Annotated in this window: 10 protein-coding genes and 1 pseudogene; all 11 read right to left on the reverse strand. The window is 39.5% G+C overall.

Translation table 11 applies throughout. The features are described from left to right. Positions 1–56 precede the first annotated feature (56 nt). The 11 genes and pseudogenes from COE25_RS31310 to COE25_RS32060 all read right to left on the reverse strand — a co-directional run bounded on the left by COE25_RS31310 (position 57) and on the right by COE25_RS32060 (position 17,383). On the reverse strand, positions 57–5,423 hold the full coding sequence (locus COE25_RS31310; protein WP_257208672.1) for a GH32 C-terminal domain-containing protein: 5,367 nt from the start codon (positions 5,421–5,423) through the stop codon (positions 57–59). 101 nt (positions 5,424–5,524) lie between these two features. Continuing rightward, complete coding sequence (locus COE25_RS01285) at positions 5,525–6,133, reverse strand: YesL family protein (RefSeq protein WP_180247389.1); 609 nt, start codon at positions 6,131–6,133, stop codon at positions 5,525–5,527. 33 nt (positions 6,134–6,166) lie between these two features. Then, the gene (locus COE25_RS01290; protein ID WP_098930314.1) at positions 6,167–7,663 is read right to left on the reverse strand and encodes a glycoside hydrolase family 32 protein; all 1,497 of its coding nucleotides are present in this window, start codon (positions 7,661–7,663) and stop codon (positions 6,167–6,169) included. Between the two features lie 103 nt (positions 7,664–7,766). Continuing rightward, positions 7,767–7,979: an aspartyl-phosphate phosphatase Spo0E family protein gene (locus COE25_RS01295; RefSeq protein WP_098930316.1), complete on the reverse strand. Its 213-nt coding sequence runs from the start codon at positions 7,977–7,979 to the stop codon at positions 7,767–7,769. 105 nt (positions 7,980–8,084) lie between these two features. Beyond that, a complete protein-coding gene (locus COE25_RS01300; RefSeq protein ID WP_098930318.1) occupies positions 8,085–9,056 on the reverse strand; it encodes a PfkB family carbohydrate kinase in 972 nt (323 codons plus the stop codon). A gap of 72 nt (positions 9,057–9,128) precedes the next feature. Next, positions 9,129–10,721, reverse strand: coding sequence for an ABC transporter substrate-binding protein (locus COE25_RS01305; RefSeq protein WP_098930569.1), 1,593 nt, complete (start codon positions 10,719–10,721; stop codon positions 9,129–9,131). Between the two features lie 133 nt (positions 10,722–10,854). After that, positions 10,855–11,769 (reverse strand): carbohydrate ABC transporter permease, encoded by a 915-nt coding sequence (locus COE25_RS01310; RefSeq protein WP_257208674.1) that lies wholly within the window; start codon positions 11,767–11,769, stop codon positions 10,855–10,857. 17 nt (positions 11,770–11,786) lie between these two features. Then, a complete protein-coding gene (locus COE25_RS01315) occupies positions 11,787–12,743 on the reverse strand; it encodes an ABC transporter permease (RefSeq protein WP_098930321.1) in 957 nt (318 codons plus the stop codon). Between the two features lie 159 nt (positions 12,744–12,902). Then, a complete protein-coding gene (locus tag COE25_RS01320) occupies positions 12,903–13,877 on the reverse strand; it encodes a LacI family DNA-binding transcriptional regulator (RefSeq protein ID WP_098930323.1) in 975 nt (324 codons plus the stop codon). Positions 13,878–14,026: 149 nt separating this feature from the next. Beyond that, complete coding sequence (locus COE25_RS01325) at positions 14,027–14,839, reverse strand: Cof-type HAD-IIB family hydrolase (RefSeq protein WP_098930325.1); 813 nt, start codon at positions 14,837–14,839, stop codon at positions 14,027–14,029. Positions 14,840–15,008: 169 nt separating this feature from the next. Further along, a pseudogene (locus tag COE25_RS32060) lies at positions 15,009–17,383 on the reverse strand (ABC transporter ATP-binding protein/permease). Between the last annotated feature and the right edge of the window lie 74 nt (positions 17,384–17,457).

Genomic DNA, 17,457 nt, shown 5'->3' on the forward strand with positions numbered 1-17,457 from the left:
ATTGAATTTCACATGATTATTCTAGGTTATTTGATTCTATCTATCAAGGTAAGATTTTACCTTTTTATGGCCACAGGTACATTTACATCATCAATATTAATATGTCCCCAGCCGCCAGTTTCATAGTCTACAACTTTGATGTATAACTCTTCTCCTATATAATCCGAAGCATCCCAGTTAACTCTTCGATAGGCTTCCCAGTTACCACCCGTTTCCTTCATTAACTCTTTGCCGTCTGAAGCTCGTACCAGTGCTAGATAAAGTCTATCGATATTAGCTCCGCCGCCAATTAAGAAATCGATTTTTCCGTTTCCGCCCAACACAAAGTTCTCAGACTTTAAGACTCCTGTCAATGAATCTCCTCCTTTTTCGCCATTAAACCCCCATAGATGGTATCGTTCCGGGTCGATTCGGTCTGAGGCTTGGTTAAACGGTCCGCCCCATCCCCAATCGTTTGCCTTGGATACGTGTTCATTACTAAAAGCTTTCCCTTCTACAACAGTCCATCCTGTTAAATCACCTGATTGGAAATCATGATTTGGCAATTCTGTACTTTCTGGAATTGGATCTCCGCCGCCATTTGATTCAGGCCAATAGGCAGGAACCGTTTCCCCGTATGCGGAACCCATTTCCCATACCTTCATCGACACCACTTTCGCATTTCCGCCATTACTCCATAACTCAAGGCCCAGTGCATCGGAAAGGGTTGGATATACACGTGATGTGATACTTTTTTTGCCATTCGCATAGGCTTCTATCATGGACCGGTCCAGATAAATATGAAGCTTGAGATTCTCTTTACCAATCTTAAGTTCTCCGCCCTGTATCCCTTTTTGGATATCCGGATCGAGACTGGATTTGTTTCGATCAATGTTTAGTGATTGTTTTTCAACATCAAAGAATAGTAATGTTTCTTCCTCGCCATTTGCTGACTTTCTAGCTTTTAGACCTACTTGTTTTGCAGAGGCTGGATTAATTTCAAGTTGAATTTCCAACAGATCACCTTTAACATTTGTTAATAATTCATTGGCTTTATCTGTATTTTCATTCTTGATTGAAACAAGTTCCTTTTTCCTTAAAGAACTTAATTCAGTAATGGGTTTAATTCCCAACCCGCCTTCTGAGTTTAAGGAAAGCTCTAGCGGCAGCCCTGCATTATGAGCCCAGCCGGCATCATAATGCTGCTGCTCCGTCCTTCTGTCCTGTGCAATACTAAAGAGAATGGAACGTCCTTTTCCATCAACCATCCCGCTTGGTCCTGTAAAGTGTTCCCCGTAATCAAATTGTTTTGGGTCCGTATGGTCAGGAACAAACTCTAGTTTTTCTTTATCCCATGTTCCGATCCAATACCATACATATTTCACATTGTGCGGACTGTACCCATCAAACCAAGGGTTGAAAAAGAAGACATATTTTTCAATACCTTTTGCATCTTTTCCTAATGGCAGGAATACTGGCAACTCCCAAACTTGGCCTGTTTTCGGGTTTTGCTTATAATTGCCAACAATCAGCGGCTTTTTGTATTCCCAATCTTTCAGGTTCTTAGAGGTATAAAGAAGTGCAGTTCCCCCCGCTCCTTTAATACCAGAACCAACAAGCTGGTACCATGTATCTCCATCTTTCCAAACATACGGATCACGGAATTGCCCGTACCATACCTCCCCTTCTTTTGCCGGCAGGTTTGGCGCTTGAACCGTAACTGGTTTCTCGTACATGGACCATTCTTTCAAATCCGGGTCCCCGGGATCCTTACTCGTTGCAAGACCCGTCATTTGATTTGGAACCTTTTTATCATCCCCGGCTGTAAAAAATAACACCGGATTACCATTACCATCAACAGTTGATCCGCCTGACCAAACACCATCAGGCGCAACGGAGTTCCCATCAGGTGCAAGAGCTATCGGTTCATCCTTCCAATGAACCATATCCTCACTTACAGAATGTCCCCAATGAATGTGATGCCAATATGGACCTTGAGGATTATTTTGATAGAATAGGTGATATTTCCCATTATAGTAGAACGGAGCATGAGGCTCGTTCATCCAATGCTCCGGTGCAATAAAATGATATTGCGGCCGGTACCGGTCTCCATCATATCTGCTCCGATCTGGTGCCAAATCAGGTATTGGAAGTTTATGATTCTCAAAACTACTTAAATACGAATCATAATTTTCTTTAATTTTTTCCCCTGATAGCGAAAGGTTATGCATTTTTAATTCGTCCATCATTCCATTAAACATATTGGCAGTGAAAGCCCCGTTAATCAGAGCAGCGCTATTATGTTTTCCAATTAATAAGTCATTTGATGATGGTGTGATGGTCCCTTTTGGTGTGGCCGTCTCCCCAACCAATTCACCATTTAAATAAAGCTTCATTTTTTGCTCGGCCTTATCGAATGTGGCAACAATGTACGACCATTTATTTTTTTCAAGAGGTTTGTTTTCGGCGGCCCAAACTTCCTTCCATTCCCCGTTGATACTTGCCTGAAACGACCATTTGCCGTGCCGGCCCATTCCAAGGATATAGCCTTCGCTTGCAGCTTTATTGTGTTGATTGACGATGGCTGACAATTGGCCGAGATCGCCCCATTCGTAAGATCTTGGAGCAACCCATGCTTCTATGGTGAGAGCATCGGCTGACTTAATAACCTGATCAGATGGCCTAGTAATCCATGTAGAATATCCATCGAACAGTAAAGCTTTGTTACGAATCCCATCCCTCCATAAAGGATCGGTCGATGGCTTGTATAAAGCTTTCGTAAACACATAGGAAATAGGGTCTGCCTTTCCTCTGACAAAGTCTTTTGTTTTGGTTCCACTGCCTTCATCCAATGGCCAGTTTGCTATGATGCCGGTATTTTTTACATGAAAGTCATCTACGTTAATATGGCCCCATCCACCTGTCGCATGGTCCACCACTTTGATGTAGACTTTTTCCCCCAAGTAATTGGCTGCATCCCACTTTACCCGAGTATAAGCTTCGCTTTCTTTCCAATTGGTATTAGTTGCTTTGATTAATTCTTTATCATCTGAGGCCCTGACCAAGGCCACATATAATTTGTCTATGTCATTACCGCCGCCGATAAGGAAATTAATTTCTCCATTACCTGCCAGGGTAAAGTTTGCTGATTTTAAAATTCCCGTTTGTCCGTCTCCGCCATCTTTAGCTCCCCATAGATGGTAATCGTTATGGTGATTAAACGGACCACCCCAACCCCAATCTTTATCGTCTGTAACATCCCGATTACTGAAGGCATCACCTTCAACGATTGTCCATCCTGTTAAATCACCTGTCTCAAAATCCGGATTTTGAATATCGTCGGTCATTACCGGGTCATTATTAAAAACATGAAAATCATCGACATTGATGTGCCCAAATCCGCCAGAATGATAGTCAACAACTTTCATATACAATGCTTCTCCGATATATTCCGATGCATCCCAACTGACTCTTCGATAGGCTTCTGTATTGGATCCAGTTGCTTTAAAAAGCTCTTTTCCATCTGAAGCCCGAACTAAGGCAACATATAGCTTATTTATATCCTGACCCCCACCAACAAGGAAATCAATCATTCCATTCCCGCCAAGTTTGAATACAGTAGATTTCATTACACCCGTGCGAAAATCAGCATTTGCATCATTGGCTGCCCCGGCAAATCCCCAAACATGGTAGGTTCCTTGTTGCTGAAAAGGACCACCCCAGAAGCTTGTAACATTGGATACTGGATGATCAAATGCGGATCCTGCTTCTGTCCATCCTGATAGATTGCCAGTCTCAAAATCTGGATTTTCAATCTCATTTCGCAGACTGCCTCCATCAACGGCGATTTTGTCTATGTTTGAAACAAAAGAAGCTTGGTTCAAATCATATACCATTAATGATTTAAGTTGTACTTCCCCGCCGGTTGTGTAAAGTTCAAGAGATTGATTTTTAGGATCAGGGAAGATTTGATCTGTTATTACTGCCTGACCATCATTGCCAAATACTTCAACAGATGCCCGGTCAACTATTAGATGGATTTTAACGGTTTGATTAATGGCTGATAACGGTGCTTCATGTATTGCGGCAAATTGACCGTTGAAACCTGATTCACCAGCATTGGAGCGGTCAACAAATATTTTTTTACTGCCAATATCATAACCAATCTTCGTCTCCCCGCTTTCCCCTTTTCGAACTTTCAAACCAAACTCAGTTGCCTTTGCCGAATTCAATTCAAATTCAGCCGTAATCTCAAAGGCATCTCCTGTTAACTTCGAAAGCAGATTTTCTCCCGGAGTTATCACTTTATTTTCGATATCTTGTGGATTACCCCTAAGGCTTTCTAACTCAGCTGCAGGTTTTTGTTTAAGACGAATCCCTTCACCTTCAACCGTTGATAAGGCAAGTTCACGCGGGGTCGACATCGTTCCTCTGAATGAGGATGTTGGAATGTCCTGCCCATATTTCCAATTATTCATCCACCCGAGCCATAAACGGCGTCCATCAGGGACATCACTCCATGAAACAGCTGCATAAAAATCAGCCCCATAATCGGCCCATAGGACTTTACTCGGATCATTGGCATTGGTGAAGGTTTTCCCATCAAAATCACCAATAAAATACTGCATCCCCGAACCGCCGGCAGGGGCCCCTTCACTGATACTGACAGCTAATACCCACTTCTTCTTAGTTGGATCTCCATCAACCGGAAGGGCAAATAAATCCGGGCATTCCCATGTTCCCGTATGGGAGCCGTCATTGTTGCCAAATTCACTTACTTTCGTCCAACTTTTCAGATCCGGTGAGTTATAAAAATAAACACGATCACCAGCTGAAATGACCATAATCCACTTTTTTGTTTCATCATGCCAAAATACCTTTGGGTCCCGGAAAACATCAATCCCCTCTGGCATAGGGATAATCGGATTGCCATCATACTTCGTCCAAGTACGGCCCTTATCGTTGCTGTAAGCTAAACTTTGAACCTGATGACCACCTTTTTCCTGAGTAAATACAGCAACCATCGGCGGTTTAGAGTCTTTTCCGAATCCAGTCGTATTGTTCCAATCCACAACTGCACTCCCTGACCAGATAAAACCTTTTTCATCTGGATAAAGACCGATCGGCAGGTATTCCCAATTGACCAAGTCTTTACTTACCGCATGTCCCCAATACATCGGTCCCCACTTTGATTCAGTAGGATTATGCTGATAAAACAGATGATACTCCCCATCGTAATACACCATGCCGTTGGGATCATTCATCCAGTTTTTTTCCGGAGAAAAATGAAATTTGGACCGATATGGTTCATTTTCGCCATCAACAGACGAACTGGATGATACACTAGTTTCCGCTTTACTAGAAACAGCGGGCATAAACAGCGAAATCATTAATGAAAAAATGATCATAATCGATATTCCTTGATTTTTTATCTTTTGCTTCAACCCTGTTCCCCCTCCAACATTTAATTGCCGCTTTCCTCAGTGAGTGCGCTTACAAATAAACTTAAAAGATTTGAGGCTAGAATGATGATAGACTCAACGCCTCAATTCGTTCCTTTCATAATTAGCAGCTGATTAAACCATATTTGACATAAGTAATATACCGCATAGGCTGAGAAACTGCCGATGATGAAAATCGTAACGGGATAGAAATAGAACAGAGAAGTCCCCGCCCCAACAATAATTAATAAAAGAATTGTTAAGACTGGATTCATAAGGGAAAAGAAAAAGGCATTTCGAATAACGTTATTCCAGCTTAGTTCAAAATGGACCATAATTGGAAAAAGATAAATGGAGATCGCACTAAACAACAAAATGCCAATGATTAAGATGATATAAAATATAAGTTGGACAACAGAGACTCCTGGATGAATGAGCCGATAATCAAAGAATAAAAAGAGGGCAAGTATACCCCAAAATATTGATAGGATAAAGCTTTGTTTAAAATTCTCCTTAAATATTTTAAAAAAGCCCTTCCATATACCCTCTGTTTCTTTTTGTAATATTCGTTTACGGATAACTCCAAACATGGCTGCTGTTGCAGGAAAAAAGGTTATTAAGGGGAGCGAAGTAATGACCCATAGTAAATTTAAAAGAAATAAATCTACAACTGTATTAAAGGTATTAAATAATCTGTTGTTTAAACCATTCATTAATTTCATTCCCCCTATTACCTTTTCACTACATTATCGCCAAGTAGATTTTAACGAATAAAGCTCTAACGAGTGTAACTTAACTTTTCCATTTTTTACATAGAGCTCCAATTGCTTATTTTCTTGATTTGGGAAGATCAAGTCCGTTATGACTGACTTTCCATCATTTCCAAATAACTCTACAGACGACTGATCAACAAAAACATGTAAGGTGATTTTATTATTTTCTGGTAGTAAATAGCACTCATGTTTTCCTGCGAAGGCCTCATGGAAAGCAGCCTCTCCCGTATTTGTTCGATCTACAAATAATGTTTGGTTTTCTACGTCAAATCCAATAATTGTTTCTTCATTGGCTCCCTTGCAAACCTTGAACCCAAATTCTGCTGCGGTTCCAATTTCAAACTCGGCAATGATTTCGAATGTGTTACTATTCACATTTTCTAAAAGATTTTTACCGGGTACAACCACTTCGTTTTGAATTAATATTTTTCCATCACGAATATCTTGTAACTCATGAACCGGGTTTTGTACAAGTCGAATCCCATCTTCGGTTTTCTTAAGCTCAAGAACTCTAGGAATCGTCATCGCACTTCGCCATTCTATTGTAGGAGTAACATTTGCATATTGCCAGTTACTCATCCAGCCAATATAAATCCTTCTTCCGTCTTCATCTGGAACATCGGACCAGCTAACGCCCGCATAATTATCGCGTCCATGATCAATCCAAAGGGTCTTTTTTGGTTCGTAATGGTTGAAAAATGTTTTACCATCAAAATCGCCAATAAAATATTGGGTTCTGGATCCTTCTTCATATTTTGGATCATTGCCAATGCTGACAAATAGCACCCATTTTTTCTGATTGGAATCCCCATCAACAGGTAATTCAAAAAGGTCGGGACACTCCCAGACACCCTGATGTGAGCCATGTCCTTCTCCAAATTCACTCGTAAACTCCCATGCTAGTAAATTTTTCGAAGTGTATATTCTAACGGTTTGACCTGCGGCTAATACCATGATCCATTGATTTGTTTCACGGTGCCAGAACACTTTTGGATCACGAAAATCTGTTATACTTTCTTCTTGCAGAACAGGGTTCCCCTTATATTTTATCCATGTACGCCCATTGTCTTTGCTATAGGCAAGACTCTGCCTTTGTCGTGGACGATTAGAATCAGGGTATGTATCCGCATGGGTGAAAATTGCCACTAACCCTGATTTCCCTTCAAAGAAACCGCTTGTGTCGTTCCAATCCACGACTGCACTACCCGAAAAAATCGTTCCATGCTCATCGGGAGCCAAACCAATTGGGAGGTGTTCCCAGTGAACAAGATCTTTACTTACCGCATGCCCCCAATGCATCGGACCCCATGTCGTTCCATTGGGATGATATTGATAGAATAAATGATATTCTCCGTTATAATACACCATCCCATTCGGGTCATTCATCCATTGGCGCTCCGGTGAGAAGTGATACTGCGGACGGTATTTTTCTGTATAATACTGTTTTTTTTCCAGGACGTTATTATTCATTTCTTACACTCTTCCTTTCTCAGGAACTCTTTTTTTAGGCTTTGTTAAGGTTTGCTGTTGATTATTTCAGTTAAACTATTTACTATGAGTAATATTTACAGGCTCAATCTTGTTCATCATAATAAAGAGTCTTTGCTGTTGATAAAGATTGAGAATGGTATATGATTTTTTGCAACATGATGATTTTTCCATCTAATTGCTGACTAATTTTTATTACACGTGGATCAGAAATGCCCTTCTTCTTTGCTAATTCGTACATACTCTGGCGAAATTCATCTATAGTCTCCTGTAAAGCTGATACAGTCCCCAAAACCATTGATTTTATTTCCTTTCCACAGTTTATCGAATATTGTTAATATATAAAAACTAATCTATCTATATAAAACCGGCACAGACTTTTACCCTCCACCCAAAATCAACACTAGCCTTTAACAAAGCTTTTTTTTAAAAACCTTTCAACCTGGTCGATGGTTGGAATACTGGGAATTCCACCTTTCCCTTCTGTCGTTAGGGCACCAACTGCATTAGCAAAAGTGACCATTTCTTCAAATTCTGATGCAGTTAAATGAGCTAACGGTTTTTTCCTTTCAAGAATTTGATATAATACACCGCCAACAAAGGCATCTCCCGCTCCCGTTGTATCGACAACGTTTACTTGATACCCTTTTTTACTGGCATATCCTTGTATGCTTCGGTAAAAACAGCCTTCTGGCCCTAACGTGACAAATATTACAGCTGTACCAAATTGTTCCTGTAAAACTTCCGTGCCCTTTATGACCTCACGATAGCCGGTTAAAAATTCCAGTTCCTCCTCTGAAATTTTAACGATGTCAGCATATTCAAATCCCTTTAAAATCTGCCGCTTTGCTTCATCAAGTGACCTCCACAAAGGAGTTCGCAAATTCGGATCATAGGAAATCGTTACATTATGCTTTTTTGCATATTCCAATGCGGTAAAAGTGGCAGTGGCTACTGGTTCATTTGTTAACGATAAAGAACCGAAATGAAAGATACGGGACTGTTTGATAGTATCTTCATCAATTTCATTTTTCTCCAGCATGATATCTGCTCCTGGATTTCGATAAAAACTAAAGGAACGATCCCCTGTTTCATCTAAATGAACAAAAGCTAGTGTTGTATTGACTGTTTCCGAGAATAAAAGATTGCTTGTATCAATCTTTTGGTCTTCTAAGACACCCTTGAGAATATGACCAAATTGATCGTGCCCCACTTTTCCAATAAACGCCGTTTTCTTATTTAATCTGGAGAGTGCCACTAGGACATTGGCCGGTGCCCCGCCAGGGTTTGTTTCAAATAATACATGGCCCTTTTCCGAATGACCGGAGGGTGTGAAATCAATTAAAACTTCTCCTAAAGCCGTGACATCAAACATGTACATCATCCTATTTCTTATTTTTTGAAAAGAAAAGCCAGACGAGAAAGGATATCTGGCTTTATATTGGGATTATTGTTTGTTATAGCGGTCTAATCCTTTTTGGTAAACTTTCATTAATTTATCAAGACCCATATCATTTAATTGCTTCACATACGCATCCCATTCTTTTTCAATTCCGCCCTCGACCAACCATTGCGCTTCTTTTTGCTTCACAAAGGCTTTAATTTCCGGCTCAATCGTATTAATCACTTCAAGCTCTTCAGGGCTAAAGAAGATCGCTGGATAGTTTTCTTGTACCATATGCGGTTTATAATACTGGTCAAGAATTTGTAATCTTTCTTTCGCTCTTGGCTCCATGTCTACCACTTTGCCAAAGTGCTCCTTTAAGACTACAAACGGACCGCCCGGAGCAACCTTTTGACGTAATTCACCCATTGCTACGCCTGCTGGAAGCTCTTTATTCACTAACATGCCATTCGCATCTTCCTCGTAAATTTCACCAATTGGGCCCCAGTTAATTTGTGCTGACATTTTTGGCTCATATAATTGGTCAACCCAGCGCATCGTAATCTCAGGATTCTTGTTTGCTGAGGTAATCACAAAGGCATCTCTTCCATACTCAGAATAGTTTGAACGCCCAATCACAACTTTGCCATCTTTCCCTTTTAATGGAGGTAATACCACGTAATCTTTCACTCGATCTGGTCCAACTACTTCCGTATTTTCCCACCAAATGAAAGAGCCAAGTGTTGGATTCTGCGTTTTCCCTTTGGCAAACAGCTGCTCCGTCTTTTGGGTTACGACCTCAGGGTCAATTAAACCTTCTTTTACCCAGCTGTTATAATAATTAATTGCTTCTTTAAACTCTGGCTGAACCGCTGCATAAAGGACTTTTCCATCTCTTACAATACGGTGGTCAGCTTCAAATGGAGCATCCGGCACTCCGAATAAACCAATTAAATCTCCTTCATTACCGCACCAGCCGTTATACCAGAAAGTCAACCCAATTTCATCTTTCTTACCGTTTCCGTTCGGATCCTTTTCTTTAAATGCTTTTAACACATCATGGTATTCCTCTAATGTTGTCGGCATTTTTAGGCCAAGCTTATCTAACCATGCTTTGTTGATGAACATAATATTTGGCATACCGATTAGATCCATTTCCTCAGCACGCGGAAGGGAATAAATATGCCCATCTGGTGCGGTTACAACCTTTTTCAACTCTGGTCTCTCTTCAAATAGTTTCTTTAAATTTGGTGCATATTTATCGATTAAATCCTCTAATGGGATAATTGTGCCGTTCTGACCATATTGGGCGAGATCATGATCAGAAAAGCCTGACGAATAGAACGCATCTGGCAGGTCACCGCTTGCCAGCATTAAATTTTTCTTTTCTTGATATCCATCTCCAGGGATATTATTCCATTTAATTTGAACGTTCGTTGCTTTTTGAAGTCGGTCAAAAATGACCATTTTCGAATAGTCAGGTGCAAGAGCTGCTTTTGGTGAAACAATGTTTAATGTAACCTGTTTGTCGACAATCGGTAAACCTGTTTTATGAAAGGCAGCATCTGCTTTTTTCTCGGAACTGGCAGAATCACTGTTTGAACAGCCAGTTAATACGAATGAAGCACTTAATCCTAAAACCAAGACAAGTGCCATGCTCTTTTTCTTGTTTTTCTGAACATTTTTCTTGATTGATTTCAACATTTGTTTTTCCCCCTATTAGATCGATTAAATGGATGGTAAACTATAAATGACGTCGACCACCACCCCTTATTGCAAATCATTTCGATTAACCTTTAATTCCACCGATCATAACACCCTTGACAAAGTATTTTTGAACAAATGGATAGACGATTAAAAGCGGGATGGAAGCGACAATAATCACACCGTATTTAATTAGCTCAGACACTCTTTGTTTTGCGGCCAAGGAGTCCAAATCACTGATCATCATTGTGGATGCCTGATTTTGAATTAAAATGTTTCGTAAAATTAATTGCAACGGATATAAATTTTCATTATTTAAATAGATTAAAGCATCAAAATAGGAATTCCAGTGTCCAACGGCATAGAATAACACCATGACAGCGACAATCGGTTTTGATAACGGCAGAACAATCTTCCAGAAAAATTTCGCATCGGAACATCCATCTATTTTGGCTGCTTCTAATAACTCACCAGGAATAGAAGACTCAAAAAACGTTTTAGCTACTATCACGTTCCAGACAGCTACAGCTTTCGGCAGGATCAACGCCCACATTGTATTTAGCAAACCCAGATTCTTAACAACCAGGTATGTAGGAATGAGTCCGCCTGAGAAAAACATCGTCATGAGGAATAAAAACATAATCACATTTCTTCCATATAAATCTTTTCTTGATAATGCATAGGCAGCCATTAAGGTAAAAGAAACGTTTACAATCGTACCAACCACCGTATACATGATGGAGTTCTTATAGCCCAGCCAAATCTTGCTGTCTCCAAAGATTCGCTGATACCCTTCAAGGGTCAGCTCTTTCGGCAATAGCCATACCTTTCCTTCGTAAATCATGTTTGGGTCACTGATAGAGGCAATTACAATAAAGTACAATGGATAGACTACCAATAGTAAGATGATCGCGACCAGAAAAAAGTTAATAATATCAAAGACCTTATCTTCCTTCGATTTTCTTGTCATTCTCTTATTCTTTAAAGCTAATATACTCATTTATGCTGCACCTCCTGTTACCATAATCCTGTTCCGGATAATTTTTTCGCAAACTTATTTACTAAGACTAATAAAACTAAGTTAATCACTGAATTAAACAATCCTACTGCGGCAGCAAAACTATATTGCGCCTGCTGTAACCCCATCTTATAAACATAGGTTGGGATAATCTCTGCTGCCGGCTGGTTCATTGGTGTTTGTAACAGGTAAGCCTTTTCAAAACCAATATTCATAATGTTACCAACGTTTAGAATTAATAGAATAACAGCCGTTGGCATAATCGCCGGAATATCCACATGAAAAATCCGCTGCCACTTATTTGCTCCATCCATTACCGCAGCCTCATGCAGTTCAGGGCTGACTCCTGCAAGCGCTGCTAGATATATAATCGCAGCCCATCCGGTTTCTTGCCAAACGCCTGAGGCAATATATAATGGTTTAAACCAATCAGGTTTTGCCATAAACGAAATCGGATCGCCGCCAAAAATCAGGATTAAGTTATTAATAAGCCCATTGTTTGAAAAGAAGACATAAATCATACCTGCTAAAACAACTACTGATATAAAATGCGGCGCATAAACAACTGTTTGAACAAAACGTTTGTACTTATCACTTCTAATTTGGTTCATCATGAGAGCTAGAAAAATTGGAAGCGGAAAACCAACGATTAGTTGTATAACGCTAAGACCAAGAGTATTTTTAATCAGGCTCCAAAATTGATAGGATTCAAAAAATCGCTCAAAGTGTTTAAATCCGACCCACGGACTTCCCAAAATCCCTTTTGTTGCCACAAAATCTTTAAAAGCAATTAATATTCCATACATCGGGACATAATGGAAAACAATAAAATAAACTAAAGCGGGTAAAAGAAATAAATAGAGCTGATAATTACTCAAGATTTTTCTTAACTTTATTTCTTTTTTCCTTTGGATAGGTAAATCGATCACATGATTTGTCTTCCTTGCCACTTCCATACCCTTACCTCACTTTCATGTAACTTTTAGTTAATTTATAATTAAGATTTGATAAATCTCTTGCTTGCATTTCAATTGAAACGTTTCCAATTAAAGCTAAAAAAATTTATCTGTTTCAATTGAAACGTTTCCAACGAAGAGCTTAAAAAATTTGAACTGTTAGGTCGTTTCACCTTCTCTGTACATGACCGGGATTCGATAAATCTCTTGTTCTAGCCTCCCTCCTTCAACCTTTCTTAAGAGAAGTTTCACAGACATTCTGGCCATATCTTCGACCGGCTGTCGAATCGTTGATAGAATCGGGTGAAACAGCTTATTATCTTGAATTCCATCATAACCAATTACTTTTACATCCTCGGGAGTTCGTATTCCATATTGTTTAGCTTTATCAATATATTTGGCGGCTAGTAGATCAGTATTAGCAAATATGCCAGAAACATTAAGATGTTCTTTTATTTTAAAGAAATTTCCGAAATATTCATCATCATTATAAACAGCATCATTCTCCTCATAAATGATATATTCAATCCCTTGAGCATTTGCTTCATCGATAAATCCTTTTTTCCGAAGTTCGACCTCACTGTAAGCAGAACTAGTGATTCCCAGATACGCCGCTTTTTTTGCTCCTGCCTTTACAAGTTCTTTTAAGGCAATGCGGCCGCCAGTATAGTTATCTGAAGTTACACATGTGATTTTTTTCCCAAAATGACGGTCAATGCTGATAATCGGAATATCGGTGTTCACGCTATCCTCTATGTCATTATAAGTAATTCCAATAATCCCTGCTACTTTATTCTGATTGAGCATATCCAAATAATAAAGCTCTTTGTCAGGTCTTCCTCCACTATTGCAGAGCATCAATTTAAAACCTTCCCGATCAAGCTCATCTTCGATATAATAGGCTAGCTCCGAGAAAAACGGATGCCAAATACTAGGGAGCAATAACGCAACCATTGTTGATTTTTGCATTTTAAAGTTTCTTGCCACTTCATTAGGTATGTAATTTAATTGTGTGATCGCAGCATTCACTTTCTCCCGTGTTTCGTTCCTTACATTCGGATGATTGTTAATGACTCGTGAAACAGTGCCAACTCCAACACCTGCTAGGTCTGCAACATCTTTTAAACTTGGCACTACAACTACCTCCAATATTAAAGTGATATCATAAGCTTATGATATCTCTACTTTGGAAACGTTTCAACGTTTCCATGAACCTATGATATCACCATTTTGGAAACGTTTCAACGTTTTTTTAAAAAAAATTAATTTTTCTGATTTCTTTTTCAAGATAGAATGTATTTTTTTAATGCCACTGCTACACCGTCCTCATCATTGGAAAGTGTGATATCATTAGCAATTTGTTTCACTTGTTCCGGTGCATTTCCCATGGCAATTCCAAGTCCCGCAAATTCGATCATATTCATATCGTTATAGTTGTCGCCTATTGCGATTATCTCGTTTTTTAGGATATCAAACTCTTCGCACAAAAATTCAATTGCAGAAGTTTTGGTTGTATGTTTGGGCATTATTTCTAAGTAGGTAGGTTTTGAAGGATAAATATTTAAATGATTAGAAAGATATTCTTTCATTGTTGTATCCAATTGTTGGATATCTGGGGATTCAGCCATACATAAAATTTTATTAGGTCCAGTACTTTCTTGCTCCCAAATAGTAAATAGGTTACTAAAATCGGAAATAGCAGGAGTAATACTTGTTATTTCACTCTCTTGTTTTGCCCATTCATCCATTTTTTCTATATACCATTCATCATCCTTGTATAAACTGATATGGATGCCTAAGTTTTTGACAATAGTATACACCTTCTTTACATCTGAAACTGGTATCGTAATGTTCAATTGCAGATCACCATGATTCCAAATATGAGCACCGCTGTAACAAATAATCGGCTGAACAATATTTAGCTCTTTCTGTAAGAACAACATACCTTTTGGCATTCTTGCAGAAACTAAGATGACTGGAATTTGTTTTTCATTAGCAACTTTCTGGATTACTTGTTTCGTTTTTTCCGTAATCTCATGCCTGGAATTCAGTAATGTCCCATCAATATCCAAACATACCATTTTGAAATTACCCATATGAATCCCCCTAGTCCTTAATAAAATGTTTTTAGTCGGAATTTATAACAAGTGTCTAAATTTTTAGTAAGCTAATATATCAATTATATCGTCGATTTGAGGATCATGAATATATTGTCAATAAAAATTGGTTTTCTTCTTTAAGTTAACTAATTTTGTCCTTTTACCTTTATGAACTGACACAAATCTCATTACCGCGCTGTGAATGGTATAGCTTCCAGTAATACTCCTTACTCCTAATTAATTCGTCATGGGATCCCTCCTCTATGATTCTACCTTTTTCAATGAAAAGAATACGGGTTGCGTTTTGAATCGTCGAAAGCCGGTGGGCGATAATAAAGGATGTTCTGCCTTTCAGTAACGCCTCCAGTCCTTTTTGCAAGGTCAGCTCCGTTTCCGAATCGATCGATGAAGTCGCTTCATCGAGGATTAATATTTTCGTATCGGCCAATAGTGCCCTGGCAAAGAGTTCAGCTGCCTCTGTCCAGTAGAAAGACTTGTGCCTCTCTCATTTACTTCGGTTTGATATCCATCCTTCAAACAGCTGATAAACTGATAAGCCTGCACCGATTTTGCAGGCTCTAACACTTCTTCATCTGTCGCATCCAGCCGGCCATAGCGGATATTATCCATAATCGTTCCCGAAAAAACAAACGGATCTTGGAGCATGATTCCCATTTGCTTCCTAAGCGATGGGAACGTTACCGTCTTAATATCAATCCCGTCAATTTCAATTTTCCCACTATTAATATCATAAAAACGACTAATCAAGCTTACGATCGTGGTTTTCCCTGATCCTGTTGCACCGACAAGAGCGATCCTTTCACCTGGATTTACCTTGAAATTAATATTGTTGAGGGTTTTCTCTTCTTTCGCGTAGTAGCCCTTTTTCTTAAGCAGTTCTTCATGCTTCCCTCTTTCAATAATCCTTCCATTATCCATAACAAGAATCAAATCCGCCTCTTTAACAGATGTAATCCGATGGGCAATAATGAAACAGGTTTTATCCTGATGGATAGACTTCAACGTTTTTTGAATACGAAGTTCGGTTTCCATATCGACACTTGAGGATGTATCATCAAGGATGATAATCGACGGATCTTTCAGAATCGCCCGTGCCAAAGCAATCCGCTGCCTTTGCCCCCCGGAAAGCCCTACCCCTCGTTCACCAATGATCGTATCGTCCTATCAGGCAGCTCAATAATAAAGTTGTGTGCCTCTGCCATTTTCGCAGCCGTTTGAACGGATCCTATCGACGCTTCAGGATTTCCATAAGCGATATTTCCTTCAATCGTATCTGAAAAAAGGAAAATATCCTGCATCACCATGGCCATGCTTTCCCGTAATTTGTGGATATCCCATTCCTTCACATTGATTCCGTCCACGCTTACTTCTCCACTGTCCGTACCCATAGAATCTGCTCAGAAGATTCACTAATGTTGATTTTCCGGCACCAGTCGGCCCGATAATGCCAACCGTTTGGCCCGGCATAACTTTAAAGGTAATGTCTTTCAACACCGGCTCGTCACCATAACGAAAGGAGACATGATGGAAATCCACACCCCCATTGAAATTTTTTACGTTCATCCTATTGTCAGGATTGGTTATTTTAGGTTCTGTTTTTAACAATTCTTCCACTTTTTCAGCAGAAGCAATAAACCTCTGTACATCATTGATCAGCCAGCCGGCCATACGCATCGGATTATTTAGCGCCCATGACTAATTCTCCAAGAGAAATAGAATCATTGATTACCATAATCCCGCCAACTACGATCATAACCACCGTTAATACCCCTGCAAGAGAGTCCAGTACGGGCAAGTACTTTTCCCATACTCTTGCCGAGTGAAGATTCTTTTCTTTGAAAGCAGCATTTTCTACAGAAAATTTTTCGATTTCATAGTCTTCCTTCGCAAAGGCTTTAACCACGCGATTGCCGCTGATATTTTCCTACACCACTGAATTAAGCCCGGCAAACTGTTCCCGAATCGCAGAAAAAGTGGGCTTAACAGTAGACGTTAAACCAAATGCAAGGAAACCAATAATCGGTGTTACGGCAAGCATGGCCAAAGCTAAAGGAGGATGAATATAGAACATAAACCCAATGGCAAACAGCAAAATGGTGATATTTTCAAAAAGATATAAATAGCCCACGCGGTAAAATGCCTGACCCCTTCCAGATCCCCGGTCATCCGGGCCATGACTTCTCCTGTTTTGGTTCGATCATAAAAACTAAAATCCAATTGGTGAAGCCGATCATATAACTGTTCTCTTACTGTAAAAATAATATTTTGAGAAATTCTCTCGAAAAGTAGTTGATAATTATAACGAATGACGGTTTTGACCAGAGTCACTCCAATCATGACTTCCAAAAAGGGCCATAATAAATCATTTTGATGCCCATAAATGACCTTATCGATGATTTTCCCTGCAATATAGGGATTAAACATATTTAGTAACGAAACAACTAGAACGAGAGAAAGACCAAAGAATAATCTAACTCGGTAATTCCGCATATACCCCCATACCCAAGGTATACTATGCATGTATTTACTTCTCCTTCCTATAGTTCATAAAAACTAAAGTGAAAAGCCCTCCTTTAATTAAGAAAGGGCTGTAC

This window comes from Bacillus sp. AFS031507 (assembly GCF_002584635.1).
Classification (GTDB): Bacteria; Bacillota; Bacilli; order Bacillales; family Cytobacillaceae; genus Neobacillus.

Coding starts and splice junctions, on each gene's coding strand:
- COE25_RS01285 (WP_180247389.1), bottom strand. CDS start 6,133: ATGAATGGTTTAAACAACAGATTATTTAATACCTTTAATACAGTTGTA.
- COE25_RS01310 (WP_257208674.1), bottom strand. CDS start 11,769: ATGAGTATATTAGCTTTAAAGAATAAGAGAATGACAAGAAAATCGAAG.
- COE25_RS01325 (WP_098930325.1), bottom strand. CDS start 14,839: ATGGGTAATTTCAAAATGGTATGTTTGGATATTGATGGGACATTACTG.
- COE25_RS01290 (WP_098930314.1), bottom strand. CDS start 7,663: ATGAATAATAACGTCCTGGAAAAAAAACAGTATTATACAGAAAAATAC.
- COE25_RS01315 (WP_098930321.1), bottom strand. CDS start 12,743: ATGGAAGTGGCAAGGAAGACAAATCATGTGATCGATTTACCTATCCAA.
- COE25_RS01305 (WP_098930569.1), bottom strand. CDS start 10,721: ATGGCACTTGTCTTGGTTTTAGGATTAAGTGCTTCATTCGTATTAACT.
- COE25_RS01300 (WP_098930318.1), bottom strand. CDS start 9,056: ATGTTTGATGTCACGGCTTTAGGAGAAGTTTTAATTGATTTCACACCC.
- COE25_RS01295 (WP_098930316.1), bottom strand. CDS start 7,979: ATGGTTTTGGGGACTGTATCAGCTTTACAGGAGACTATAGATGAATTT.